At 38.1% G+C, this 25,148-nt stretch carries 21 protein-coding genes; 11 read left to right on the forward strand and 10 right to left on the reverse strand.

Annotated features, from left to right (window positions below; genetic code table 11):
• Positions 1-51: 51 nt before the first annotated feature.
• The 4 genes from lon (at position 52) to PVK71_RS08125 (ending at position 5,393) form a co-directional block, all read left to right on the forward strand.
• A complete protein-coding gene (lon, locus tag PVK71_RS08110) occupies positions 52-2,403 on the forward strand; it encodes an endopeptidase La (RefSeq protein ID WP_130043102.1) in 2,352 nt (783 codons plus the stop codon).
• A gap of 174 nt (positions 2,404-2,577) precedes the next feature.
• Entirely contained in the window at positions 2,578-2,850 is a 273-nt protein-coding gene (locus PVK71_RS08115) for an HU family DNA-binding protein (RefSeq protein WP_165366788.1), read from the forward strand.
• A gap of 202 nt (positions 2,851-3,052) precedes the next feature.
• A complete protein-coding gene (gene ppiD, locus PVK71_RS08120; protein WP_274417918.1) occupies positions 3,053-4,909 on the forward strand; it encodes a peptidylprolyl isomerase in 1,857 nt (618 codons plus the stop codon).
• Between the two features lie 178 nt (positions 4,910-5,087).
• Positions 5,088-5,393, forward strand: coding sequence for a ComEA family DNA-binding protein (locus tag PVK71_RS08125; protein WP_130043105.1), 306 nt, complete (start codon positions 5,088-5,090; stop codon positions 5,391-5,393).
• Positions 5,394-5,509: 116 nt separating this feature from the next.
• Here PVK71_RS08125 and PVK71_RS08130 read toward each other — a convergent pair whose 3' ends face one another.
• The gene (locus tag PVK71_RS08130) at positions 5,510-6,862 is read right to left on the reverse strand and encodes a peptide MFS transporter (protein WP_274417919.1); all 1,353 of its coding nucleotides are present in this window, start codon (positions 6,860-6,862) and stop codon (positions 5,510-5,512) included.
• 382 nt (positions 6,863-7,244) lie between these two features.
• Here PVK71_RS08130 and rfaH point away from each other — a divergent pair, with 382 nt between their 5' ends.
• Positions 7,245-7,736 (forward strand): transcription/translation regulatory transformer protein RfaH, encoded by a 492-nt coding sequence (gene rfaH / locus PVK71_RS08135; protein WP_274417920.1) that lies wholly within the window; start codon positions 7,245-7,247, stop codon positions 7,734-7,736.
• A 51-nt stretch (positions 7,737-7,787) separates the two neighbouring features.
• Here the strand turns inward: rfaH and asnB are convergent, their stop codons facing one another.
• The 4 genes from asnB to nagA all read right to left on the reverse strand — a co-directional run bounded on the left by asnB (position 7,788) and on the right by nagA (position 13,779).
• Entirely contained in the window at positions 7,788-9,455 is a 1,668-nt protein-coding gene (asnB, locus tag PVK71_RS08140; protein WP_274417922.1) for an asparagine synthase B, read from the reverse strand.
• Positions 9,456-9,741: 286 nt separating this feature from the next.
• Positions 9,742-11,346: a cation:proton antiporter family protein gene (locus PVK71_RS08145; RefSeq protein WP_274417923.1), complete on the reverse strand. Its 1,605-nt coding sequence runs from the start codon at positions 11,344-11,346 to the stop codon at positions 9,742-9,744.
• Positions 11,347-11,426: 80 nt separating this feature from the next.
• On the reverse strand, positions 11,427-12,641 hold the full coding sequence (gene nagC, locus PVK71_RS08150) for a DNA-binding transcriptional regulator NagC (protein ID WP_274417924.1): 1,215 nt from the start codon (positions 12,639-12,641) through the stop codon (positions 11,427-11,429).
• Between the two features lies 1 nt (position 12,642).
• On the reverse strand, positions 12,643-13,779 hold the full coding sequence (nagA, locus tag PVK71_RS08155; RefSeq protein WP_274417925.1) for an N-acetylglucosamine-6-phosphate deacetylase: 1,137 nt from the start codon (positions 13,777-13,779) through the stop codon (positions 12,643-12,645).
• Positions 13,780-14,178: 399 nt separating this feature from the next.
• On the opposite strand from nagA, the gene nagE reads away from it, so the two are divergent.
• Both nagE and glnS read left to right on the forward strand, forming a co-directional pair.
• On the forward strand, positions 14,179-15,669 hold the full coding sequence (nagE, locus tag PVK71_RS08160; protein ID WP_274417926.1) for an N-acetylglucosamine-specific PTS transporter subunit IIBC: 1,491 nt from the start codon (positions 14,179-14,181) through the stop codon (positions 15,667-15,669).
• Between the two features lie 175 nt (positions 15,670-15,844).
• Positions 15,845-17,503, forward strand: a complete 1,659-nt coding sequence (glnS, locus tag PVK71_RS08165) for a glutamine--tRNA ligase (RefSeq protein WP_274417927.1) — start codon at positions 15,845-15,847, stop codon at positions 17,501-17,503.
• A gap of 74 nt (positions 17,504-17,577) precedes the next feature.
• On the opposite strand, the gene fcrX is transcribed toward glnS, so the two are convergent.
• Entirely contained in the window at positions 17,578-18,021 is a 444-nt protein-coding gene (gene fcrX / locus PVK71_RS08170; RefSeq protein ID WP_274417928.1) for a ferric iron uptake transcriptional regulator FcrX, read from the reverse strand.
• 181 nt (positions 18,022-18,202) lie between these two features.
• On the opposite strand from fcrX, the gene PVK71_RS08175 reads away from it, so the two are divergent.
• The gene (locus tag PVK71_RS08175) at positions 18,203-18,667 is read left to right on the forward strand and encodes a hotdog fold domain-containing protein (protein WP_130048073.1); all 465 of its coding nucleotides are present in this window, start codon (positions 18,203-18,205) and stop codon (positions 18,665-18,667) included.
• Positions 18,668-18,720: 53 nt separating this feature from the next.
• Here PVK71_RS08175 and fldA read toward each other — a convergent pair whose 3' ends face one another.
• The 3 genes from fldA to PVK71_RS08190 form a co-directional block, all read right to left on the reverse strand.
• On the reverse strand, positions 18,721-19,248 hold the full coding sequence (fldA, locus tag PVK71_RS08180; protein ID WP_274417929.1) for a flavodoxin FldA: 528 nt from the start codon (positions 19,246-19,248) through the stop codon (positions 18,721-18,723).
• 58 nt (positions 19,249-19,306) lie between these two features.
• Positions 19,307-19,528 carry a DUF2788 domain-containing protein gene (locus PVK71_RS08185; protein ID WP_130043116.1) on the reverse strand — a complete coding sequence of 74 codons (222 nt, stop codon included), beginning with the start codon at positions 19,526-19,528 and terminating at the stop codon, positions 19,307-19,309.
• An 88-nt stretch (positions 19,529-19,616) separates the two neighbouring features.
• Positions 19,617-20,393: an alpha/beta fold hydrolase gene (locus tag PVK71_RS08190; RefSeq protein WP_274417930.1), complete on the reverse strand. Its 777-nt coding sequence runs from the start codon at positions 20,391-20,393 to the stop codon at positions 19,617-19,619.
• 94 nt (positions 20,394-20,487) lie between these two features.
• Between PVK71_RS08190 and seqA the strand changes: the two genes are divergently transcribed.
• The 3 genes from seqA to PVK71_RS08205 all read left to right on the forward strand — a co-directional run bounded on the left by seqA (position 20,488) and on the right by PVK71_RS08205 (position 23,568).
• Positions 20,488-21,036, forward strand: a complete 549-nt coding sequence (gene seqA, locus PVK71_RS08195) for a replication initiation negative regulator SeqA (RefSeq protein WP_130043118.1) — start codon at positions 20,488-20,490, stop codon at positions 21,034-21,036.
• Positions 21,037-21,072: 36 nt separating this feature from the next.
• Positions 21,073-22,719: a phosphoglucomutase (alpha-D-glucose-1,6-bisphosphate-dependent) gene (gene pgm / locus PVK71_RS08200; RefSeq protein WP_274417931.1), complete on the forward strand. Its 1,647-nt coding sequence runs from the start codon at positions 21,073-21,075 to the stop codon at positions 22,717-22,719.
• A gap of 93 nt (positions 22,720-22,812) precedes the next feature.
• Positions 22,813-23,568, forward strand: coding sequence for a Nif3-like dinuclear metal center hexameric protein (locus PVK71_RS08205; protein WP_274417932.1), 756 nt, complete (start codon positions 22,813-22,815; stop codon positions 23,566-23,568).
• 110 nt (positions 23,569-23,678) lie between these two features.
• On the opposite strand, the gene PVK71_RS08210 is transcribed toward PVK71_RS08205, so the two are convergent.
• Positions 23,679-24,968: a citrate synthase gene (locus PVK71_RS08210; protein ID WP_130043121.1), complete on the reverse strand. Its 1,290-nt coding sequence runs from the start codon at positions 24,966-24,968 to the stop codon at positions 23,679-23,681.
• Positions 24,969-25,148 lie beyond the last annotated feature (180 nt).

Raw genomic sequence — 25,148 nt, forward strand, 5'->3', positions numbered from 1 at the left:
CGACTTGCCCCCATATTATTTCTATAGATACTGACGGAAAGAGAGAAGAATATGAACCTGGAGCGTTCCGAGCGCATTGAGATACCAGTTCTACCATTACGTGATGTAGTGGTGTATCCGCATATGGTAATTCCACTGTTTGTGGGCCGTGAAAAATCGATTCGTTGTCTAGAAGCGGCAATGGAGCAGAATAAACAAGTCCTACTTGTGGCACAAAAAGAAGCAGCTAAAGAAGAGCCACAATTAGATGATTTACACGGTGTTGGTACAATTGCGACAATTTTACAATTATTAAAATTGCCTGATGGCACAGTTAAAGTATTAGTTGAAGGTCAACAACGTGCCAAAATTCATCAGTTTTTAGAGGCTGATTTCTTTACAGCAGATGCTGAGTTTTTGCTGACTCCAATTATTGATGACGCCGAGCAAGAAGTGATTATGCGCTCTGCAATTAATCAATTTGAAGGCTTTATCAAATTAAACAAAAAAATCCCACCTGAAGTATTAACTTCGCTTAATGGGATTGAAGATGCAGCGCGTCTTGCTGATACGATTGCCGCTCATATGCCACTAAAATTGGTTGATAAGCAGGAAGTGTTAGAGCTTACTGATGTTATCGCTCGTTTAGAGTTTTTAATGAGCATGATGGAATCGGAAATCGATTTATTACAAATCGAAAAACGTATCCGTGGTCGTGTTAAAAAGCAGATGGAAAAAAGCCAACGCGAGTACTATTTGAATGAGCAAATGAAAGCAATTCAAAAAGAACTTGGTGATTTGGATGATGCTCCTGATGAATTTGAAGCTCTACAACAAAAAATTGTAGATGCCAAAATGCCAAAAGAAGCTCAAGAAAAAGCAGAACAAGAGCTTCAAAAGTTGAAGATGATGTCTCCAATGTCTGCTGAAGCAACCGTGGTTCGTAGCTACATCGATTGTATGGTTGGCGTGCCTTGGTTTAAACGCTCAAAAGTGAAAAAAGATTTAGCGAAAGCAGAAGAAATCTTAAATGCAGACCATTATGGTTTAGAGCGTGTTAAAGAGCGTATTCTTGAATATTTAGCAGTACAAAGCCGAGTGACGAAACTTAAAGGACCAATTTTATGTTTAGTCGGTCCTCCTGGTGTTGGTAAAACGTCACTTGGTCAATCTATTGCTAAAGCGACGGGTCGTAAATACACACGTATGGCTTTAGGTGGTGTTCGCGATGAAGCCGAAATTCGTGGTCACCGCCGTACGTATATTGGTTCATTACCAGGTAAACTAATCCAAAAACTGTCTAAAGTTGAAGTAAAGAACCCACTTTTCCTATTGGATGAAATCGATAAGATGTCATCTGATATGCGTGGTGATCCTGCTTCTGCTTTATTAGAAGTGCTTGATCCGGAGCAAAATAGCGCATTCAGTGATCACTACTTAGAAGTGGATTACGATTTATCTGATGTCATGTTTGTTGCAACGTCTAATTCAATGAATATTCCTGGTCCATTATTGGATCGTATGGAAGTAATTCGCCTGTCTGGTTATACAGAAGACGAGAAATTGAATATTGCGAAAAGTCATCTATTGAACAAGCAAATTAAGCGTAATGGCTTAAAAGCAAATGAAATTGAAATTGACGATTCAGCAATAATGGGCATTATCCGTTATTACACACGTGAAGCTGGTGTGCGTAGTTTAGAACGTGAAATTTCTAAATTGTGCCGTAAAGCGGTAAAACAAATCTTATTAGATAAAACGATTAAGAAAGTAACGATTAATCAGGAAAATTTAAAAGATTTCTTAGGTGTTCAACGTTGTGATTATGGTAAAGCCGATGATGAAGATCGTATCGGTCAAGTCGTTGGTTTAGCATGGACTGAAGTTGGCGGTGATTTACTGACAATTGAAGCAGAATCTATGATTGGCAAAGGCAAGTTAACTTACACAGGTTCACTTGGCGATGTAATGAAAGAGTCTATCCAAGCAGCAATGACAGTAGTACGAACTCGTGCTGAAAAACTAGGTATTAATCCTGATTTCTACGAGAAACGTGATATCCATGTTCATGTGCCTGAAGGTGCAACACCAAAAGATGGTCCAAGTGCTGGTATTGGCATGTGCACCGCTCTTGTTTCAAGCTTAACAGGTAACCCGGTTCGTTCTGATGTTGCGATGACAGGTGAAATTACATTACGTGGTGAAGTTCTGCCGATTGGTGGTTTGAAAGAAAAATTGCTTGCAGCGCATCGTGGTGGTATTAAAACTGTCATTATTCCAAAGGATAATGCACGTGATTTAGAAGAGATCCCAGCAAATGTAATTGCTGATCTTTCTGTGCATCCAGTCAAGTGGATTGATGAAGTATTAGCCATCGCACTTAAAAATGATCCTCAAGGTTTTAGTGTCGAAGTCTCTAAATAGTGATGTGTAGCAAAAAACGTTGATATAACAGGGCTGACGAGCCGAAATGACTTGTCAGCTTATATTGATATAGCTAAGTTAAGCCTAATTGTGTGAAAGATTAATTCACTCATCAAATATCTAAATATGGACTCGTTCATTAATCATTGAATGAATAATTTAAAGGGGAATACCGTGAATAAATCTCAATTAGTAGATCAAATTGCTGATAATGCTGACATCTCAAAAGCTGCGGCTGGTCGCGCTTTAGACGCTTTAGTTGAAACAGTAACAGAGACACTAAAAAGTGGCGAGCAAGTAACGCTTGTTGGCTTTGGTTCGTTTCTTGTTCGTGAGCGTGCAGCGCGTACAGGCCGTAACCCTAAAACTGGCGAAGCAATTGAGATTTCTGCTGCAAAAGTACCTGCATTTAAAGCGGGTAAAGCACTGAAAGATGCGTGTAACTAATCGAAATAAAGATAAAACTCTACACAAGCTAGCGTAACGCTAGTAGACTAGAGATTGAGTCATAGGCGCATCCAATGATGCGCTTTTTTATTGTTAAATTTTTCTTTTATTGAACTATTTTTTATTTTCACTATCAATAGAAATTGAAACACTTTCTTAGGAATAGAGTATTCCGCTCAGTGATTAGGAGTTAAGACATATTATGATGGATCGAATTCGCGAAGGTTCAACAGGCCTTGCAGTTAAGATCATTCTCGGTCTAATTATTTTCTCATTTGTATTTGCAGGTGTAGGTAGTTATTTAGTCGGTGGTAGTCAACCAATAGCAGCGAAGGTTGGTGAACGAGAAATTACTCGAAACGAGTTTGAACAAGTTTATCAAAATGAGCGTAACCGTATGCAATCACAGTTGGGTGACTACTTCTCAACTCTGCTAGGTGATCCTGCTTATGTTGAACAATTCCGTAAATCAGTATTAGATCGTATGGTTAATGATGCATTACTAGATAACCAAGCTCAAGATCTAGGTTTACGTGTTAGTGATGAACAAATTCGTCAAGCGATCCTTTCAATGCCTCAATTTCAAAAAGACGGCAAGTTTGATGAAGAGATTTATAACATAGCACTTCGTCGTGCAGGTTTTAGCTCTGATAGTTTTGCAGAATATTTACGTCAAGACCTAGTTCGTAATCAACTAATTTTAGCTTTAGAGTCAACAGAGTTTACGTTGCCAAGTGAAGTTAATGCACAAAATGCATTAGAAACTCAACAACGTGAAATCAGAACGATTACTTTGAATACGGCTGAATTTGCTCAAAAAGCAGCGGTATCAGAAGAAGAAGTTAAAGAATTTTATAATGCTAATAAAGAAAAATTTGTTCGACCAGAACAAGTTAAAGTTGCTTACATTGAGTTATCTGGCGCGTCATTAAAAGACCAAGCTCCAATTTCTGATGATGAAGTTAAAGAGTATTATCAAGCAAATCAAGATAAGTATTCTACGCAAGAGAAACGTGAAGTTAGCCACATTCTAATTAACGGTGATGAAGCAGATGCTGAAGCGGTTCTTGCTCGTTTAGATGCGGGTGAAGATTTTTCAGCTGTTGCTAAAGATGTATCTCAAGATATCCCGACAGCAAAAGAAGGTGGTTCTTTAGGTTGGATTGAACGTGGTGTTATCGATCCTGAATTTGAAGATGCCGCTTTCCAATTAGTTAATATTGGCGATCACTCAGGCGTGGTTAAATCTGCATTTGGTTATCACATTATTCAATTGAATGGTGTTGAAAAACCAACAACAAAACCTCTGGCAGAAGTAAGTGCAGAAATCAAAGCTTTCCTTGTTGATGAGCATGCAGCAGATGCATTCTATAGCTTACAAACAGAGCTAGCAGAGAAGGCATTTGAATCTCCGGATTCTTTAGATGATGCTGCTGAAGCGGTAAATGCGAAAATTATAACAACTGATTTCTTCTCTCAGGTTGATGCACCAGAAGCCTTAGCAAGCCAAGCGGTGTTACAAGCAATCTACAGTGCTGAAGTGAAAGAAGATGGTCTGAATTCTGATGTGATTGAAATTGCACCTGAACATATTATTGTTGTTCGAGTTGAGGACGTTCGTGATGAAGCCGTCTTGCCTTTAGAAGACGTGCAACAAAACGTTGTAGCTCGTTTATCACAATCAAAAGGTGAACAAAAAGCATTAGAGCTTGCTCAAGGTGTGATTGCTGCTCTTAATAAAGGTGAAACAAATTACTTAGCTGATAATGAATTAAATTTCACTGAAGCAAGAATGATCACTCGAGCGGATGAATTAGCAAATGATGTATATCGTTTGCAGAAACCTGAGCAAGGCACATCAACCTATGCGCAAGTCATGGATCGTCAAGGTAATCATGTCATTGTTGCTTTGGATGGTGTATTAGAGTTGGGTAATGATGCGATGATTGAGCAAGTAGCGGCACGTTTATTAAGAACTCAAACTCAGCAAGATTTAACGGCAACATTAGATACCTTAAAAGCTAACTCTGATATCAGTTATCCATTATTAGAGCAGTAATCAATTTATTTGTAATTGATAAATAAAACAGACGGGCCCCTTAATGGGGCCCGTCGTGTTTTTGCAACCCTTTAATGGGATTTACTATTGATATTATTTATTCTTTTTGTGATGACAGATGGAAGTCGAATTTCTGAAGTATCTGATATCGATCATTTAATTAATAAAAGGAATATCAATGAAACGTATAATCTCTTTAATCAATTCTTTCTTTCTCGCTATTATTTTATTTTCAAGCGGAGCTGCCCTTGCTGAAGTCAAAGACTCAGGTAAGCATGAAGGGATAGATGTCGTCATTAATATCAACGAGGCTGAAGCAGAGGAGCTTAAAACGCTATTAATAGGCATTGGAGATTCAAAAGCTCAAGCTATTGTTGATTATAGAAAATCAAATGGGAAGTTTGTTACGGTAGATGATTTATCTAAGGTGAAAGGGATAGGCGATAAATTAGTAGAAAAGAATCGAAATCGAATCATACTGTAATAATAAAGTAAAAAGGCGACCTTAATAATTTAAGGTCGCCTTTATTTTTAATGTAATAAGAAATTATTCCAATCTACATAAATGCGTGATCATTCTTGTTTATACAAAAATTGGTATCAGTGTGCTTTTTCAGCACCATGCATCCAGCGAATAAGTGTTCCTGAGATTATTAGCAGTAATACACCTGAAATAGTAGAAGCAATAGCGATACCAGCGAAGATATCTAATGCTCCAAGGCTTTCAACGTGTGAGCCAACAACACCAGCAATATAGTTAGAAATAGCATTAAAACCAAACCATGTTCCCATCATGAGTGATGCTAAACGCAATGGTGCAAGTTTAGTCACTAATGATAAGCCAATTGGGGATAAGCATAATTCACCTAAAGTATGAAAGAAGTATGCACCGACTAGCCAATACATAGATGTTTTAACTGTCAGATCACCGCCTTGTTCCATAACTGCGCCAACCATGCAAAGAAAACCAATAGCTAGAAAAAATAACGCTAAAGCAAACTTAATTGGTGAGCTTGGTTCTTTAGGACCTAATTTAACCCATAAGATAGCAATAAGTGGAGCAAATGTGATGATGAAAAATGGATTAAGTGATTGAAACCATGCCGCAGGCACTTCAAAAGAACCAATCATTCTGTCTGTATATTGTTGAGAATATATATTCATTAGGCCACCTGCTTGTTCAAAGCCTGCCCAAAACACAATAACAAATAAACCCATTACCATGATTACTTTTAAGCGGTCGATTTCGATTTTACTTAATGCGGTTGGAGACGTTCCTTTTGCTTCGGCTTTTTCTTTTGCAATGTGAGCAGCAGGGCGAACACCAATCTCACCTAAAAAGCGTTGAGCAAATAGAGATTGGATGATTAAGCTTATAATCATACCGATACCAGCAGCAGCAAAGCCAGCTTTCCAGCCCCATAAGCCTGTAACCGAACCTGATACAACACCAGCAAGTAATGAGCCTAAGTTAATGCCCATATAAAAAATGGTAAACGCGCCATCACGACGGTTATCTCCATTTTCATATAAATCACCAACCATAGTTGATACATTCGGTTTAAATAAGCCATTACCCGCAATTAAGAAAGCTAAGCCTGTATAGAATAAGGATTCAACTGAAAATGGAAGAATATCGTGTGGTAATGCAAGGGTGAATTGACCAATGACCATTAAAAATCCACCAATCAGCAATGATTTACGCTGGCCTAGATGGTTATCAGCTAACCAGCCACCGATAAGAGGAGTGATATACATTAATGCAGTATAGGTACCATAAAGGCTTAATGCGTCTTTAACTGTCCAGCCTAAACCACCGTTAATTGTTCTATCTGTTAAATACAGAACTAGAATGGCTCTCATTGCATAATAAGAGAATCGCTCCCATAACTCGGTTCCAAAAAGTAAGAACAATCCTTTAGGGTGTCCCATGATTAATTTGTTGTTTGGCATAGTGCTCTCTTTTTATAATGAAATTTTATTCTTCTTATATAGTTAAATTTATACGCTTCGATGGTTACGACTGCAACATCGTACAAATTTATGTGATTTAGTTAACATATTAACTCGTTGAAATATTTAGAAACAAAAATATTCTATTACATCTTTGGGTGCTGGATTTTAAGCTCATTTAGAGATCTAATTCTGATTTGGTGGTTTAATTTGGTTTAATATGTCTATATTTTTGTTTATTTTGGTTTTTTAAACTTCTTTGGCGGTTTTTTTTGTATTTAACATTTAAAACGAAGGTTTTAGCTGCGATGTACTCGCTATATATTTTTTTGAACTGAGTTGCGTGATATGCTTTACAGTAGGTTAGCTAGGTATAAAGACAATGAAAGAATGGTATTTACTCTACTGCAAGCGCGGAGAGCAACAGAGAGCAAAGCAACATCTTGAAAATCAACAGGTAGAGTGCTATTACCCTGAAATAGAAGTAGAAAAAATGGTAAGAGGAAAGAAAAAGCTTATTATAGAGCCTCTATTTCCTTGTTATATGTTTGTTCGATTTGATTTTGAGCAAGGACCTTCATTTACAACCGTTCGTTCGACACGAGGTGTGAGTGATTTTATTCGGTTTGGTGCTAAGCCTAAAGTTCTACAAGGCGATCTTATCTATTCACTTAAAAGTGCTGAAAAACCAAAGAATATAACGGTTGATGAATTACCCAAAGTTGGGCAATCGGTAGGTATTTGTGATGGTCCTTTTATGGGGGCTGACGCTATATATAAAGAACCTGATGGAGAGAAACGTTCTATCTTACTGATTACGTTAATTAATAAGAAAGTTGAGATTAAAGTAGATAATACAAATATGGATTTTTAATTTAAAAAGCGCCCATTTATAAAGGCGCCTTTTTTAGTTCAGATGCAAGGATTAGCTATAAGCTTCATTATGAACGGCTTGCACTGCACGACCTGATGGGTCAACACAATTTTGGAATGACTCATCCCATTCAATTGCTTTTGCTGATGAGCAAGCTACTGATGGGCCTCCAGGGACACATTTTGCTGCATCTTCCAGAGGGAATAGCTCTTCAAATATCTCGCGATACGCATAACCTTCTTTTGTCGTAGGAGTATTGTATGGAAAGCGGAACTTAGCTGACTCCATTTGCTGATCAGTCACTTTAGCTTCAGCGGTTTCACGTAATGTATCAATCCAGCTATAACCTACACCATCAGAGAACTGCTCTTTTTGTCTCCAAGCAATCGACTCAGGAAGATAATCTTCAAAACACTCACGAAGAATGTGTTTTTCCATTTTACCATTACCACACATTTTATCTTGTGGATTTAAGCGCATAGCGATATCAATAAATTCTTTATCTAAGAAAGGCACTCTACCTTCTACCCCCCAAGCTGCAAGAGATTTGTTTGCACGAGCACAATCAAACATATTTAAAGCAAGCAATTTACGAACAGTTTCTTCGTGGAATTCTTTTTTGTTGGGAGCCTTATGGAAATACAAGTAACCACCGAAGATTTCATCAGCTCCTTCACCAGAAAGTACCATTTTAATACCCATGGCTTTAATTTTTCGCCCCATAAGGAACATAGGTGTTGAAGCTCGGATAGTGGTTACATCGTAAGTTTCGATATGATAAATAACATCACGAATCGCATCTAAACCTTCTTGGATTGTATACGTCATTTCATGGTGTACTGTACCTAATTTATCAGCAACCTCACGAGCTGCTTTTAAATCAGGAGCGCCTTCTAGACCAACGGCAAAGGAATGCAATTGTGGCCACCAAGCTTCAGATTTCTCGTTATCTTCAATACGCATCGCTGCAAATTTTTTCGCAACAGCTGAAGTAATAGATGAATCCAAACCACCAGATAAAAGAACACCATAAGGAACGTCAGTCATTAATTGGCGCTTAACGGCATCCTCTAGAGCTTGTTTAAGGTCTTCTTTACTTGTTGGATTATCTTTAACCGCATCATAATCCATCCAATCACGTACATAATAACGTGTAGGTTCAGCATCTTTTGAAGAGTAGAAGTGCCCTGGAGGGAATTCACTAATTGATTTACAGACAGAGACTAAGGCTTTCATTTCTGATGCCACATAATAGTTCCCATGCTCATCATATCCATGATACATAGGAATGATACCTATATGGTCACGGCCAATTAAATATTCATCTTTTTCTTCATCATAAAGAATAAAGGCAAAAATACCGTTTAAGTCTTCTAAAAGTTCGACACCTTTTTCACGGTATAGTGCCAGAATAACTTCACAATCAGAGTCTGTTTGGAAGGCGTAATCGTCGGCATACTTTTCGCGTAATTCTTTATGGTTATAGATCTCACCATTAACGGCTAAAATGTGTTTTTTATCTTCGCTGTAAATAGGTTGAGCCCCGCTATTTAAACCAACAATAGCAAGACGCTCATGTGCTAAAATTGCTTTATCTGATGAGTAAATACCAGACCAGTCAGGACCGCGATGACGAAGTTTCTTTGACATTTCAAGTGCGCTTGTACGAAGCGGCGCTGGATCAGTCTTTATATCTAGTATTCCAAAAATTGAGCACATAAGTTCCCTCTATCTCTTCTTAATTTTTATCATAAATTATTGTCTTGAATACAATTTGCCATCATCACTAAAAAAATCAACCCAGAAATACAAATAAAATCACAAATAGACAACCTGAATAGATAATATTTAATATTTATACCATTTTGGTATGGAATCGTTAGGTGTGAGCGTTTTTTTGTTCGATATATAGGAGAGGTTAAGAGGAGATATGCAGATTAACGTTAAAATGACATTAACCTGCATGTTGTGGGTAAATTAATTTTAAATAATACTATCTGTCAGCTTAATACTTCATGTAGCTTTTCTGTTGGTTAAATTCAGGTTTGAGCTGTTCAGTTACATGTCGAGCAAAACCACTACCGGCTTCATGGTAAATATTAAATGCGGCATCAACACCTTGTTCAATTAAACCATCTATTTGGTCATTATAAGCTGCAATAGCTGCTGTTTGACCTTGGTAATTACGTGATTGTAATTGCTCTAAAGCAAATTGATTACCTTGATGATTTGGCATTGCTAGCAGCACTAACTTCACGTGAGATGTTGAAAGAATACGCTCCCAAAAATCAGGGTCGGTTGCATCGCCAGAAATAACATTTCGGCCTAAGTTCTGGTGATGTCTTGCTGATTCTTCACGAAGTTCAATACCTAAAATAATATCGCCATACTTCTCTTTGAGCTCATCATAAGCGCCACTACCGATACGACCCATCCCTAAAATCAAAATTTGAGCTCGTCCTGGATTGATTAATTTATCCATCGGATTTAATCGTTCAGCGGTATGTTCTTTTAGCCAATGACGAGATCGTTGATAAATAGAATGACCAAAGTTATTTAATGGTGCTGAGATAATGAATGAAATGGATACAGCAATGGCAATGGCCACTAATGTATCTCCAGGCAACCATCCCATTTTAAAGGCAAGGCCACCCACGATAAGTCCAAACTCACTGTAATTAAATAATGTAAGAGAAGCGAGAAGTGAGGTCCGTACCCTAAATTTGAACTTATTGATGATAATAAAATACAGAAGTCCTTTAACTGGAAGTAGCAAGATCAAAATCAGCGCTAATCCTAAACCTGAAATAGTAGGGGCAGCAGATAAGCCGATATTTAGAAAGAAACAGATAAGTAAAATTTCTTTTAAATTAAAGAGAGATTTAGATAACTCAGAGGCTTTCGAATGTCCCGCCAGTAACATTCCTAAAATAAGAGCACCTAGATCAGGCTTCATACCAACAAGTTCAAAGGTTCCGGCACCAGCAACAAGTGCTAAGAAAATACCATAAAGAACCAACATTTCGCCGTGACCTGCCCAATCTAATAATTTGAAAAATAGTGGACGAAGTAGAGGAAGGGCAAATAGAGTTAATGCAGTTATCTCTGGGATTTTCCCTGTTGATGCAGTTAAAAATACAACCGCAAAGATATCTTGCATGACAAGAATACCAATGGCTAGTGTGCCATATGTGGCGTTCATCTCCCCTTTTTCTTGAAGAGCTTTAACTGCAAAAACAGTGCTAGAGAAAGAGAGAGCAAAACCAAAAAGAACTAGCTGTGCAGTGCCGATATCAGCAAGCATTGTGATGCCAAGAAGTTTAAGGCCTAATAATGCAAAAGTGAAAAAGAGGGTAGAAAAAACATTATGAAGCGTTGCACCTAACCAGATTTCTTTGGCAAGTAAGGTTTTTATATCTAATTTTAATCCAATAGAAAAAAGTAAAAGCGTAACGCCGAGATCTGCAAAAATTGAAAGCGTATCATTAGATTGAAATCCAAGTGCATGTAATCCAAATCCAGCCAATAGAAAACCAACTAATGGAGGTAAATTAATTTTTAATGCTATAAACCCCATTACAAATGCTGCAATGATAAAAAGTAGCTCCATATACTATTGTTCCTAAAAGTGGTCAAAAAAAAGGGCCGCAAAAAGCAGCCCTAGAATAACATGTTAAAAATTTTTTATGATTATTCATCTAATAATTTTTGTAACAATACGCCATTAAGCATTGCACGCTTCACCATTGAAAAAGCACCAATGGTTGGTTGTTCATGAAGCTCTGATGCTACGATAGGTAAATCTTTATGGAAAGCCGTTAATGATTGGTTTTTAATACAATTACGGATCGCAGCAAAAAGAATCTTATCTGATTGTGTAATCGCACCGGAAATGACAATTTTTTGTGGATTAAATAAGTTAATCGTCATTGCTATTGCTTTACCAAGCTGATTGCCCACTCGTAGTAAAGTTTGTGTTGCCAGTTCATCACCATGATTTGCCGCATGACATACATCTGCCATTGTGATGTTATCTAGCTGCGAAAGGCTTGAAGGATAACCTTGCTCAAGTAAAGATTTGATTCGTGCGATAATTGCAGGGTTTGCTGCTACGGTTTCTAAACAACCAAAATTACCGCACTGACATTTATCACCAATTGGGTCTATTTGAATGTGGCCAATTTCACCAACATTGCGGTTATGACCAAGGAAAACTTTGCCATTAACAATGATCCCAGCACCAGTACCTCTATGAACACTGACTAAAATAGAATCATAACAATCTCGTGATGCCCCAAAATAATGCTCGGCTAGAGCAAGTCCACGAACATCATTACCAACAAAACATTGAGTATTGAAAGTATCTCTAATGAAATCTGCTAATGCTAATTTATCTATATCGGTATTTGGCATATATTCTACAACCCCAGTTTCAGGGTTTACTAAGCCAGGAAGGGTGATACCGATAGCAATTAATTGTTTAATTGTATCTTGATTTTGTGTAATGAAATTTTGAAGTAATTTATTTAAGCCATCTAAGAGATGTTCTTGATTACTATAATGAAATTCTTGATATTCACTGGCTAATTCTTTTGTTGAAAGATCAAAAAGACTCAGTTGAATATAGTCTCGCCCTAAACGTACAGCAATTGAATGAAAAGGGTCTGTTTCGGTAGTCAGGGAGATAGCTCTTCGACCACCGGTTGATGCTTGTTGCGCGACCTCTTTAATTAAGCCGCGCTCTAATAATTGACGGGTTATTTTGGTAACACTTGCCGGAGCAAGTTGACTAACATCTGCGATTTGAATTCGAGAAATCGGGCCTTTTTGGTCGATTAAACGATAAACAGCCGCACTGTTTAATTGTTTTACTAGATCTACATTACCAATTTGTCCGTCAGTCATATTAACTTTGCTCGTATTGTCCGTTAACAACAGTCGCTTTTACATTGAAGTCACGATCAAAAATAGCAAGGTTAGCAACCATGTTCTTTTTGATTCGGCCAAGTTTATTATCCACGCCAATTGCTTGAGCAGGGTATAACGTTGCCATACGTAAAGCTTCATCTAAAGCGATTCCAACGTGCTCAACTGTATTCTGAACTGCTTCAATCATAGTCAGAGCTGAGCCGCCTAATGTGCCATTTTCATCAACACATTTACCATCCTTGTAATATACTTTCTTACCAACAAAAATAAAGTATTCCATGTCAGCACCTGCAGGAGCTGTGGCATCGGTCACTAATACTAGCTTTTCTTTCTTTATTTTGTGTGCGATACGGATGTTTGCATAGTCAACATGGAAGCCATCAGCAATGATACCAGCATAAACTTCTGGAGTATCATAAATAGCACCCACAACACCTGGTTCACGACCTACCATTGGTGTCATTGCATTGAATAAATGTGTTGCAAAAGTAATTCCTGATTCAAAACCTTGGCGAGCTTCAGCATAGGTAGCGTTAGTATGGCCTATTGAAACAACGATGCCTGCTTTGTGAAGGCGCTCAATGTGTTCTGGATCATTTTGCTCTGGAGCTAAGGTAACCTTTGCGATTAGATTTGCGTTATCGCACATTAATTGGATCATATCAGTGTCCGATGGACGAATGTGATCGACACTATGAATGCCTTTTTTCATCACGTTTAAGTATGGACCTTCAAGGTGCAGACCTAGTGATTGGTTTTGGTATTTGTTGTGGTATTCACGAGCGGCTTCGATTGATGCGCGCATATCTTCATCAGATGATGTGATTAATGTTGGCAGGAAGCTTGTACAGCCTGATTTTAGATTTGCTTCGTGCATGATTTGCATGGTTTCTGCTGTGATTTGATCATTCAGCATTACACCGCCGCAGCCATTAAGCTGAAGGTCAATAAATCCTGGGCTTAAAATTGCACCATCAAGATCTTTTAATTCGATACCTTCAGGCAATTCTGTTGTTGGACAAACGGCTTCGATCTCTGTTCCATTGATAATAACAGAATGGTCAACAAGAACGTCGTTACCAGTATAAACTTTACAATTTGTTAGCGCATACATAGCTGAATCCTTTGGTTATAATTTATAGTACGAAAAAATAATAACTTTTTTCGTTGAAATTTTTAAGCAAGTGAAAATAGAACTGCTTACTGAGCGGTACACTCAAGTTACCTAAATGTTACGTTCAGTAATGACAAAGTTTGGCGTTTAATTTGCCAAATTTTATTCCTAATGTTTTATTCTTTTGAATGATAAAATAAGTTTTATGATCTCGCTAGCAAAAACCCCTAAATATTCCCTCCACAGGTGATAGTGATCACAATTAGCTTGCTTTTAATTTGCGGAGCGAAATTAATCCCTTACACTGACCCTGTTTATAACGAGTAGCGAAATAAGTTTATAGTAAACAAACAGCGCTGTTCAAAAAAAATCTAAAATCCTTATAGGGGGAAACTAAAGGTGAATATTTTAGGATATTTTCAAAAAGTAGGTAAAGCACTGATGGTACCAGTTGCTACATTACCTGCAGCAGCAATTTTAATGGGTATTGGTTACTGGATTGACCCGGTAGCTTGGGGCGGCAACAGTGCACTAGCAGCGTTTTTAATTAAAGCTGGTGCGGCTATCATCGACAACATGTCTGTACTGTTCGCAGTCGGTGTTGCTTATGGTATGTCTAAAGATAAAGATGGTGCAGCAGCACTTTCTGGTTTTGTTGGTTTCCTAGTTGTAACTACTCTTCTTTCACCAGGAGCAGTAGCTCAAATTCAGGGTATTGATCCTTCTGCAGTTCCTGCTGCATTTGGTAAAATCAATAACCAATTTGTAGGTATCCTAGTTGGTATCGTATCTGCTGAGATCTACAACCGTTTCTCTACGGTAGAACTGCATAAAGCACTTGCATTCTTCTCTGGTAAACGTCTTGTACCTATCCTAACTTCTTTTGCAGGTATCTTAATTGCATTCATTCTTATGTACATTTGGCCTTCAATTTACGGTGGTCTAGTACATTTCGGTGAATCAATTCAAGGTATGGGTTCTGTTGGTGCTGGTATCTATGCATTCTTTAACCGTCTACTAATTCCAGTTGGCCTTCACCATGCACTTAACTCAGTGTTCTGGTTCGATGTTGCTGGTATTAACGATATCCCTAACTTCCTAGGTGGCGCTAAGTCTATCGCTGAAGGTACAGCAACTGTAGGTGTTACAGGTATGTATCAAGCTGGTTTCTTCCCAATCATGATGTTTGGTCTACCAGGTGCAGCATTAGCTATTTACCATACAGCTAAAATTGAGAACAAAGAAAAAGTAGCAGGTATTATGATTGCTGCTGGTTTCGCATCATTCTTTACGGGTGTTACAGAGCCACTAGAGTTCTCATTCATGTTCCTAGCTCCAGGGCTTTACGTACTTCACGCAGCATTAACAGGTATCTCAGTATTCATCGCAGCATCTATGCAGTGGATTGCAGGTTTCGGTTTCTCTGCAGGTCTAGTAGATATGGTTCTTTCTACTCGTAACCCTCTAGCTGTTAATTGGTACATGCTAATTATCCAAGGTATCGTATTCTTTGCAGTTTACTACTTCGTATTCCGCGCTGTAATCGTTAAGTTTAATCTTAAGACTCCAGGCCGTGAAGATGACGATGAAGAAGAAAGCTCAGTTCGTGGTTCAAAAGAAACTGGTGAACTAGCGAAACAATACCTTAAAGCTCTAGGTGGTCACGAAAACCTAGAAAACATCGATGCTTGTATCACTCGTTTACGTCTAACTCTTAAAGACACTAGCGTAATTAGCGAGAAGCAACTTAAAGCTCTAGGTGCAATGGGTGTGGTTAAACTTGGTTCAAACAACGTTCAAGTTATCCTTGGTCCTCTTGCTGAAATCGTAGCTGGCGAAATGAAAAAAATCCCAGCTTCTGAAGACCTAACAGCAGTTGCATTACCATAATTATTGAGTAATTAGCTCAAAATAGACAAGCCGCTCTCCTTAGAGCGGCTTTTTTTATGGAAATAAAGAAACTATTTGATTCTATATATTGAGTATTGGCGCATAATTGTGGATCATAGGGAGATATGAACAATCTGTTCTTTCTAACAATACTAATACCAATGAGGTGCTTTAGATGAGTGAAACTGAAACTCGTCCTACCAACTTTATCCGTCAAATCATTGATGAAGACTTAAAGTCAGGTAAACATTCCAGTGTCCATACTCGTTTCCCGCCAGAGCCAAATGGCTATCTGCATATCGGACACGCAAAATCTATCTGTTTGAATTTTGGTATTGCACAAGATTACCAGGGACAGTGTAATCTACGATTTGATGACACTAACCCTGAAAAAGAAGATATTGAATACGTTGAGTCTATTAAGAACGACGTAAAATGGTTAGGCTTTGATTGGAGTGGTGATATTCACTATTCTTCAAACTATTTTGATAAATTATACGATTATGCTGTAGAGCTTATTGAAAAAGGTTTGGCTTATGTTGATGAGCTAACATCAGATCAAATTCGTGAATACCGCGGTACGTTAAAAGAGCCAGGTAAAAACAGTCCATATCGTGACCGTAGTGTAGAAGATAACCTTGCGTTATTTGAACAAATGCGTGATGGTAAATTTAAAGAAGGTACGATTTGTCTTCGTGCAAAAATCGATATGGCTTCTTCATTTATCGTAATGCGTGATCCTGTTATTTATCGTATTCGTTTTGCTTCTCATCATCAAACAGGTGATAAGTGGTGTATCTACCCAATGTACGATTTTACACATTGTATCTCGGATGCGCTTGAAGGTATTACCCATTCAATTTGTACATTAGAATTCCAAGACAACCGTCGTTTATACGATTGGGTATTGGAAAATATTACGATTGACTGCCAGCCTCGTCAGTATGAGTTTAGTCGCCTAAACCTAGAATATACGATCATGTCTAAGCGTAAGCTAAACGAGCTGGTAACTGAGAAATTGGTTAATGGTTGGGATGACCCTCGTATGCCTACGGTTTCTGGTTTACGCCGCCGTGGCTTTACTGCTGCCTCTATTCGTGAGTTCTGTAAGCGAATAGGTGTAACTAAGCAAGAGAATATGATCGAGTTTGGTTCATTAGAATCGTGTATTCGTGATGATTTAAACGAGAACGCACCTCGTGCAATGGCGGTACTTGAGCCTGTTAAAATCGTAATTGAAAACTACGAAGAGGGTAAAGTTGAGACGCTTAGTATTGCTAATCATCCTAACAAACCTGAAATGGGCAAGCGTGATGTTCCATTTACGCGTGAAGTATACATCGAACAAGATGACTTCCGTGAAGAAGCGAACAAAAAATATAAGCGTTTAGTTCTTGGTAAAGAAGTTCGTCTACGTGGTGCCTACGTTATTCAAGCGAATCGTATTGAAAAAGATGAAGCGGGTAATGTGACGACGATCTTCTGTAGCTACGATGATGAAACGCTAGGTAAGAATCCAGCTGATGGCCGTAAGGTTAAAGGGGTGATTCACTGGGTATCAGCAGAGAAAGCGTTACCAGCAGAAATTCGTTTGTATGATCGTCTGTTTAATGTACCAAACCCTGCAGCGCTAGAAGAGTTTTCAGAGAGTATTAATCCTGAATCATTAGTTGTAATGAACGGTTTTGTTGAACCTAGCTTAGCAACGGCAGAAGCAGAGGCTGGTTATCAGTTTGAGCGTACAGGCTATTTCTGTATTGATAACAAAGATTCTAAGCCAGAAGCTCTTGTATTCAACCGTACAGTAGGTTTACGTGATACTTGGGAAGGTTAATCCTGACTAAGTGATTAATTGATAATAAAAAACCAGCAGAAATGCTGGTTTTTTTATGACTAAAATTTACGGTATTAACCGTTATGAGCGTCATCATTATCAATACAATCACCAGTAATGCAGTGGCCGTATAGATATAAACTGTGATTCGTTAATCGAACATTGTATTTTTTTGCGATCTCTTTTTGACGTTCTTCAATCATTTCATCAGAGAATTCGATTACTTTACCGCAATCTAGGCAAACTAGGTGGTCATGATGGTGCTGAGTTGCTAGTTCAAAAACGGATTTACCGCCTTCGAAGTGGTGACGAGTAACAATACCAGCGTCATCGAATTGGTTTAATACGCGGTATACGGTAGCAAGCCCAATCTCTTCACCAATATCGATTAATTTTTTATATAAATCTTCTGCACTAATATGTTGGCTATCTGGTTGTTGTAGCACTTCTAAAATTTTAAGGCGCGGTAGAGTGACTTTTAAACCGGCTTTTTTTAGTGCTTGGTTGTTATCTGACATCGACTTTTCCTGTATTGACATTCTGCATCGATTTTTTGTGCAGTTTTAATAACTTAATTATAGGGAACATTCAATCCAGTTGATACCTTATCTGTACGATCTCTTACAAAAAAATAGATGTTGATCTTTTGTTAACTATTAAATTATGATGAGGTCCGACCAGAATTAAGGATTGATCAATATGTATAAGTACTTTACCCCAAAAATTGTTAGAAGGGCACTTAATATTTGGCCACCATTCTGGGGTGCTGGGATCTCAATCGCAAATATTTCATCAAACTTTCAAGAGGTTAGTGTTATTTTGAAAGACCGATTTTGGAATAGAAATGCGAATAGAACTCAATATGGGGGTAGCATTTTTTCGATGACAGATCCTGTATTTTCATTCATGTTGATGGGGATTCTAAGAGAAGAGTATTTTGTATGGGATAAACAGTCAGAGATTGATTTTATTTCACCAGGAACTACCGACTTATACGCACATTTTGTGATATCGGATGGACAGTTAGCAGAAATAAAACAAGCAACAAAAGAGGGTGAAAAGCATTTTCCACAATTTGAGGTGTATATATATGATAAAAAAGGAAAGGTGGTAGCAAGAGTGAATAGAACGTTATATGTGAGAAAAAAACCACAATTTAGATAATGCTCTCTATCTATTTTAAGAGATAAGTAGAGAGCATTATAGGAACTAGGATATTAGTCTTCTAGTTCAGCAAGGCACATTTCTTCATGGATTTGATTTACCCATGCAGTTACACGTGCTTCAGTCAGTTCTGGTTGGCGATCTTCATCAATGCATAAACCTACGAAGTTATTTTCATCAACAAGTGCTTTTGATGCTTCGAATTCATAGCCTTCTGTTGGCCAGTAACCAATGATCGTACCGCTTTTTGCTTCTACGATATCGCGAATGTTACCCATAGCATCACAGAAGTATTCTGCGTAATCTTCTTGATCACCACAGCCAAAGATAGCTACCAGCTTAGTCGAAAAATCAATGCCTTCTAGTTCAGGAAAGAAATCATCCCAATCACATTGAGCTTCACCGTAGTACCATGTAGGGATACCTAAAAGAAGAAGATCGAAGTTATCAATATCTTCTTTACTACTTTTTGCAATATCTTGAACATGAACTAGCTTTTTACCAAGCTGTTTTTGAATCATCTTGCCAATAGCTTCAGTGTTGCCTGTATCGCTACCAAAGAAGAGTCCTACACTTGCCATATAATAAATACCTGTATTTGTCTGTATTAATTAAAAAGAGATGTTATTAAATCAGTACTTAGCTAAGGCCTGTGCCTTCCCAGCTTAGTTGAATAATTCCTTTCGCAATAAAACCTGCGCACCCTAAAAAGAGAACAAGCCAAACAATTTTTCGGCCAAAAGGAGGGACATTTGCTTGTTTAAGAACATCTTTGATAGCCATACCAATAAAAAAGAATATTGAGGCAAACAATAAATCTAAACCAATAGACTCAATGAGATCAAAATGTTCATATAGCATGAATCACCTTTAATTCTAGGTTAGCGATCGAAATCTGATCGAATAATTTGGCAAAACTATACCATAGCTTTGCTTTGGTTGGTATGGATTATCTTTTACCAACTTTTTCAATAAATCGATTTATGATTCGATAAATGGTTTCTGGTTTTTCTGCATGTAACCAATGACCGGTACCGCTTACTATATGGGCCTTAGCATTTGGAAATTGTGCCATTATGCTATTTTGGTGTTCGGGGAGAATGTAGTCAGAATTCTCTCCTTTTACAAATAGGACATTGCCTGTGAATGGAGTGATGTTATTCCAACCAATTATATGATGATAGTTTTCCAATAAAGCAGCAACATTAAAACGAAGAGATAGAAACTCGTCTCTTTTATATAACGATTTACTTAAAAATTGACGAACACCTGGCTCTATAATGGAAGTAGCAAGTAGTGCATCGGCTTCTTTTCTCGTTTTAGGTGGCGATTGAATAACTTGGTGTAACCCAGCAAATACAGCATCGTGTTTTCGTTCAGGGTAAGCAATAGGAGCCATATCTAATACAATTAGCGACTTAATTAGATCTGGTTTTTGATCTGCTATAGCCATTGCTACTTTTCCGCCCATAGAATGACCAATAATATGAGCTGATGAGATTGATAAATGAGCGAGTAATTGGATAACATCAGATGCAAGCAAAGGGTAAGAGTGATCTTCTGAGTGGAAAGAAAGTCCATGATTACGAAGATCAATGCTGATCACTCGATATTGATTTTCGAGCTGTCGAGCAAGTAAACCAAGGTTATCTAAGTTACCAAATAAGCCATGTATTAGGATCAAAGGATCCCCATTTCCTTGTTCTTTATAGTTAAGCTGCTTCATTTTTCTTTTTTGTGATAGGTTTGTCGTAGAGTATCACGATTATACAATGTATAATCGTGCCTTCATAAATAGATTATAGAATACGAACCATATAATGAAGACAATTGAAGTAGACGAAGAACTATACCGCTTTATTGCGAGCCAAACTCAACACATCGGTGAAAGTGCCTCTGATATTTTACGTCGCCTCTTAATGCAATCATCTCCTTTAGACTCTGTTATTTCTGTATCAACACCTGTTGAAGTTCAGAAAAAAGGCATTGTAGTCAGTAAAGATGCAGGTAAAGAGACATCAGTAGATCGCGTTAAAGCGGTACGTACCTTATTAATCTCTGATGAATTTTCAGCATTAGATAAAGCAATTGATCGTTTCTTAACGGTGCTTTCAGAATTATATAAAATTGACTCAAAAGCTTTCTCTGAAGCGACAGAAGTTAAGGGAAGAACTCGAGTTTATTTTGCAGACAATCAAGACACATTGATTGCAAGTGGTAAAACAACTAAGCCTCGTGAAATTAACGGCACTCCATTTTGGGTTATCACAAACACCAATACTAATCGCAAGCGCCACATGGTTGAATTGTTGATGGAGCGTATGGGTTTCCATCATGATTTGACAGAAAAAGTGTGTGCGGCGATTTAATTTTTTGAGTCATAATTTGTCACAAGGAATCGTCAAATGGCTATACATCCTCGCGCTGGGCAAAAAGCTCAGCAAGAAGATTTACACAATATCCCAGCATTAGTTTCTAATTATTTTTTACTAGAGCCTAATGCATCTAATCCAGATCAAAAAGTGCAATTTGGTACTTCTGGTCACCGCGGTACATCTGATAAAGCAAGTTTTAATCAGCATCATATTTGGGCTATTGCTCAGGCTGTTGCTGATGTACGTAAAGAAAATGGCGTAACAGGGCCGCTTTTTTTAGGTAAAGATACGCACGCTCTATCTGAGCCAGCATTTACCTCTACCATTGAAGTGCTTGTGGCTAATGGTGTTGAAGTTATTATTCAAGAAGATAATGGTTACACTCCAACGCCAGGTATTTCTCATGCAATTTTAACTCATAATATTCAATCTGATAAAAAAGCAGACGGTATTGTAATCACCCCTTCGCATAATCCTCCTCAAGATGGTGGGATCAAATATAATCCGACACATGGTGGTCCAGCTGAAGGCGAGTTAACTACGGCTATTGAAGACCAAGCAAATGCTTATATCGCGAATGAGTTGAATGGTGTGAAACGCATTGCGATCAATGAAGCAATGAAATCTGATCTGGTTAAGCAGGTGGATTTAGTGAAGCCATATATTGATGATCTTAAAAATGTTATCAATATTGATGCGATTCAAAAAGCGAATCTAAAATTAGGTGTAGATCCATTAGGTGGCTCAGGTATTGAATACTGGCGTCAAATTGGTCAAGCATTTGAGCTGAACTTAACACTCGTAAGTGAAGCAATTGATCCATCATTCCAGTTTATGTCGTTAGATAAAGACGGTGTAGTGCGCATGGATTGTTCTTCGCCTTATGCAATGGCGGGTTTGTTATCATTAAAAGATGATTACGATTTAGCGTTTGGTAATGATCCTGATTATGATCGTCATGGTATTGTAACGCCATCAGGCTTAATGAATCCAAATCATTATTTAGCGGTATGCATTGATTATTTATACCGTAATCGACCAGAGTGGAAGCCAGAAGTTGCTGTTGGTAAAACATTAGTATCTTCAGCGATTATTGATAAAGTCGTTGCTGATCTTGAACGTAATTTATGTGAAGTTCCAGTTGGCTTTAAGTGGTTTGTTGATGGACTGTACAATGGCAGTTTAGGCTTTGGTGGAGAAGAGAGTGCGGGAGCATCTTTCTTACGTTTTGATGGTACACCTTGGTCAACAGATAAAGATGGTATTCTTTTATGTTTACTTGCGGCTGAAATTACCGCGGTAACAGGCATGAACCCACAAGAATATTACAATAAACTTGCAGCTCAACACGGTGAATCAAGTTACAACCGTATTCAAGCAGTAGCAAATAAAGCGCAAAAAGCAGTATTAAGCAAATTATCTCCAGAGATGGTTTCTGCTACAACGCTTGCTGGTGATGAAATTACGGCTCGATTAACGCATGCTTCAGGTAATGGTGCAGCGATTGGCGGGTTAAAAGTGACAACTGAAAATGGTTGGTTTGCTGCTCGTCCATCAGGCACAGAAGAGATCTATAAGATTTACTGTGAAAGCTTTAAAGGTGCAGAGCATTTAGCATTGATTGAGCAAGAAGCTCAAGAAATTGTAAGCAACGTATTTAAAGACGCAGGCTTGTAATTTTTTAACATTATTAGATTAATTGTTCTTAAAGCAGCGCATGTCGCTGCTTTTTTATTATTGTCAGAATTTAAGATAAACAGGTAGGTAGTAGTGAATAATTTTCAGTTAGAGCAGCTATTAAATAAAGAACTTAACCCTCAGTTAATTAAAGATTATTGCCCAAATGGATTACAAGTCGAAGGCAAGCCTGAAGTAAAAAAAATAATTACAGGTGTAACCGCTTCACAAGCATTAATTGATGCTGCAATCGAAAAAAATGCCGATGCATTGCTAGTTCATCATGGTTATTTTTGGAAGGGTGAAAGCGAGTCAATTAAAGGAATGAAAGGTAATCGTATTCGCTCGTTAATTAAAAATGATATTAATTTATTGGCTTATCATCTTCCTTTAGATATTCACCCGACACTTGGTAATAATGCTGAATTAGCACGTTTATTTTCGATTGCAAATGTAGAAGGCCTAGAGCCAACTCCTCAATCTATTTCAATGAAAGGAGAGTTTGAGGTTGCATTATCTGGTAAAGAATTAAGTTTACGAATAGAACAAGTATTGAATAGAACCCCTTTACATATCACCCCTGATGTTGATAAAGAAATAAAAACAGTCGCTTGGTGTTCAGGTGGTGGGCAGGACTATATTGAGCTCGCAGCGCAGCAAGGCATTGATGCATTTATTTCAGGTGAAATTTCAGAAAGAACAACCTATATAGCTCGAGAATTAGGAATTCATTATTTTGCCGCGGGTCATCACGCGACTGAGCGCTATGGTGTAAAAGCCTTGGGTGAATGGTTAGTGAAAGAGTACGGTTTTGATGTTGAGTTTATTGATATTGATAATCCAGTGTAGGACGATATCAGTAAAAATACGTTTTTTATCGTCGTAATAAAAAAGGTTGATGCATTAGCACCAACCTTTTTTGTTTATAAGGCTAATTAATTCCAGTGTTTAAGAATTAATTATTCACGCTCATGAAGAGGCTTAAATTCACGAAGCTCTTCACCAGTATAAAGCTGACGAGGACGACCGATACGGTTGCTTGGGTCACTGTGCATTTCACTCCAGTGAGCAATCCAACCAACTGTACGAGACATAGCAAAGATAACGGTAAACATAGACACAGGAATACCAATCGCTTTTAGGATGATACCAGAGTAGAAATCTACGTTTGGATACAGTTTCTTCGATACAAAATACTCATCCGAAAGTGCAATTCGCTCCAGTTCCATCGCGACATCTAACAGAGGATCTTTGATGTTTAGCTCTTTCAGTACTTCGTGGCACGCTTCACGCATTACCGTTGCGCGTGGATCGTAGTTTTTGTAAACACGATGACCAAAGCCCATTAGACGGAATGGGTCTTCTTTATCTTTTGCTTTTGCAACGTATTCATCAATGTTATCAAGAGAGCCAATCTCTTCAAGCATACGTAAACATGCTTCGTTTGCACCACCGTGAGCAGGCCCCCATAGAGAAGCGATACCAGCAGCAATACATGCGAACGGGTTAGCACCAGATGAGCCCGCTAATCGCACTGTTGACGTTGAAGCATTTTGTTCGTGATCAGCATGCAGAGTAAAGATTTTATCCATAGCGCGAGCAACAACAGGATTTACTTCGTATTCTTCACATGGGTTTGCAAACATCATGTGTAAGAAATTTTCCGCGTAAGTCAGGTCGTTACGTGGATAAATAAACGGCTGACCGATTGAGTACTTGTAACACATTGCTGAAAGTGTTGGCATTTTTGACAATAGCCTAAATGCAGCAATTTCACGGTGCTCGTCATTATTAATATCTAGTGAGTCGTGATAGAAGGCAGCGAGTGCACCAACCACACCACACATTACTGCCATTGGGTGAGCATCACGACGGAAACCATGGAAGAAACTTGAAATTTGCTCATGCACCATAGTATGGCGAGTCACAATATCTTTAAAGGTTTCGTACTCTTCACGGTTTGGAGCCTGACCATTTAAAAGGATGTAACACACTTCTAAATAATCAGCATTATTGGCTAATTGATCGATAGGGAAACCACGGTGTAATAAAACACCTTTATCACCGTCGATATAAGTTATTTGAGACTCACAAGATGCAGTGGCAAGGAAACCAGGGTCAAAGGTAAAGTAACCATTGGCTCCTAATGTACGCACATCAATCACTTCAGGACCAATTGTCCCATCCATGATCGGCATGTCGATAGGCGCTTGACCTTCAATATGAAGCGTTGCCTTTTTATCTGCCATAACATTCTCCTTTTGTTATATTTTTATTCTATCCCGGATATGAGAGTGACAACTTTGTACCCATTACACGGGCTAATGTCAATTATTGTGCGCTTATGTGTGCACTTGTTTATATTTTTAATGAAAAAAAAGTTAATTTTCTGTGGTGTGATGTAGGTATTATTTATAGGTTTGTAATCA

This window comes from Aliivibrio sp. S4MY1, assembly GCF_028765545.1.
GTDB lineage: Bacteria > Pseudomonadota > Gammaproteobacteria > Enterobacterales > Vibrionaceae > Aliivibrio.

Bases quoted from the DNA above. Each gene is read 5' to 3' on its own strand.
- lon (WP_130043102.1), top strand. From the start codon at position 52: ATGAACCTGGAGCGTTCCGAGCGCATTGAGATACCAGTTCTACCATTA.
- ppiD (WP_274417918.1), top strand. From the start codon at position 3,053: ATGATGGATCGAATTCGCGAAGGTTCAACAGGCCTTGCAGTTAAGATC.
- PVK71_RS08125 (WP_130043105.1), top strand. From the start codon at position 5,088: ATGAAACGTATAATCTCTTTAATCAATTCTTTCTTTCTCGCTATTATT.
- PVK71_RS08130 (WP_274417919.1), bottom strand. From the start codon at position 6,862: ATGCCAAACAACAAATTAATCATGGGACACCCTAAAGGATTGTTCTTA.
- rfaH (WP_274417920.1), top strand. From the start codon at position 7,245: ATGAAAGAATGGTATTTACTCTACTGCAAGCGCGGAGAGCAACAGAGA.
- asnB (WP_274417922.1), bottom strand. From the start codon at position 9,455: ATGTGCTCAATTTTTGGAATACTAGATATAAAGACTGATCCAGCGCCG.
- PVK71_RS08145 (WP_274417923.1), bottom strand. From the start codon at position 11,346: ATGGAGCTACTTTTTATCATTGCAGCATTTGTAATGGGGTTTATAGCA.
- nagC (WP_274417924.1), bottom strand. From the start codon at position 12,641: ATGACTGACGGACAAATTGGTAATGTAGATCTAGTAAAACAATTAAAC.
- nagA (WP_274417925.1), bottom strand. From the start codon at position 13,779: ATGTATGCGCTAACAAATTGTAAAGTTTATACTGGTAACGACGTTCTT.
- glnS (WP_274417927.1), top strand. From the start codon at position 15,845: ATGAGTGAAACTGAAACTCGTCCTACCAACTTTATCCGTCAAATCATT.
- fcrX (WP_274417928.1), bottom strand. From the start codon at position 18,021: ATGTCAGATAACAACCAAGCACTAAAAAAAGCCGGTTTAAAAGTCACT.
- PVK71_RS08175 (WP_130048073.1), top strand. From the start codon at position 18,203: ATGTATAAGTACTTTACCCCAAAAATTGTTAGAAGGGCACTTAATATT.
- fldA (WP_274417929.1), bottom strand. From the start codon at position 19,248: ATGGCAAGTGTAGGACTCTTCTTTGGTAGCGATACAGGCAACACTGAA.
- PVK71_RS08185 (WP_130043116.1), bottom strand. From the start codon at position 19,528: ATGCTATATGAACATTTTGATCTCATTGAGTCTATTGGTTTAGATTTA.
- PVK71_RS08190 (WP_274417930.1), bottom strand. From the start codon at position 20,393: ATGAAGCAGCTTAACTATAAAGAACAAGGAAATGGGGATCCTTTGATC.
- seqA (WP_130043118.1), top strand. From the start codon at position 20,488: ATGAAGACAATTGAAGTAGACGAAGAACTATACCGCTTTATTGCGAGC.
- pgm (WP_274417931.1), top strand. From the start codon at position 21,073: ATGGCTATACATCCTCGCGCTGGGCAAAAAGCTCAGCAAGAAGATTTA.
- PVK71_RS08210 (WP_130043121.1), bottom strand. From the start codon at position 24,968: ATGGCAGATAAAAAGGCAACGCTTCATATTGAAGGTCAAGCGCCTATC.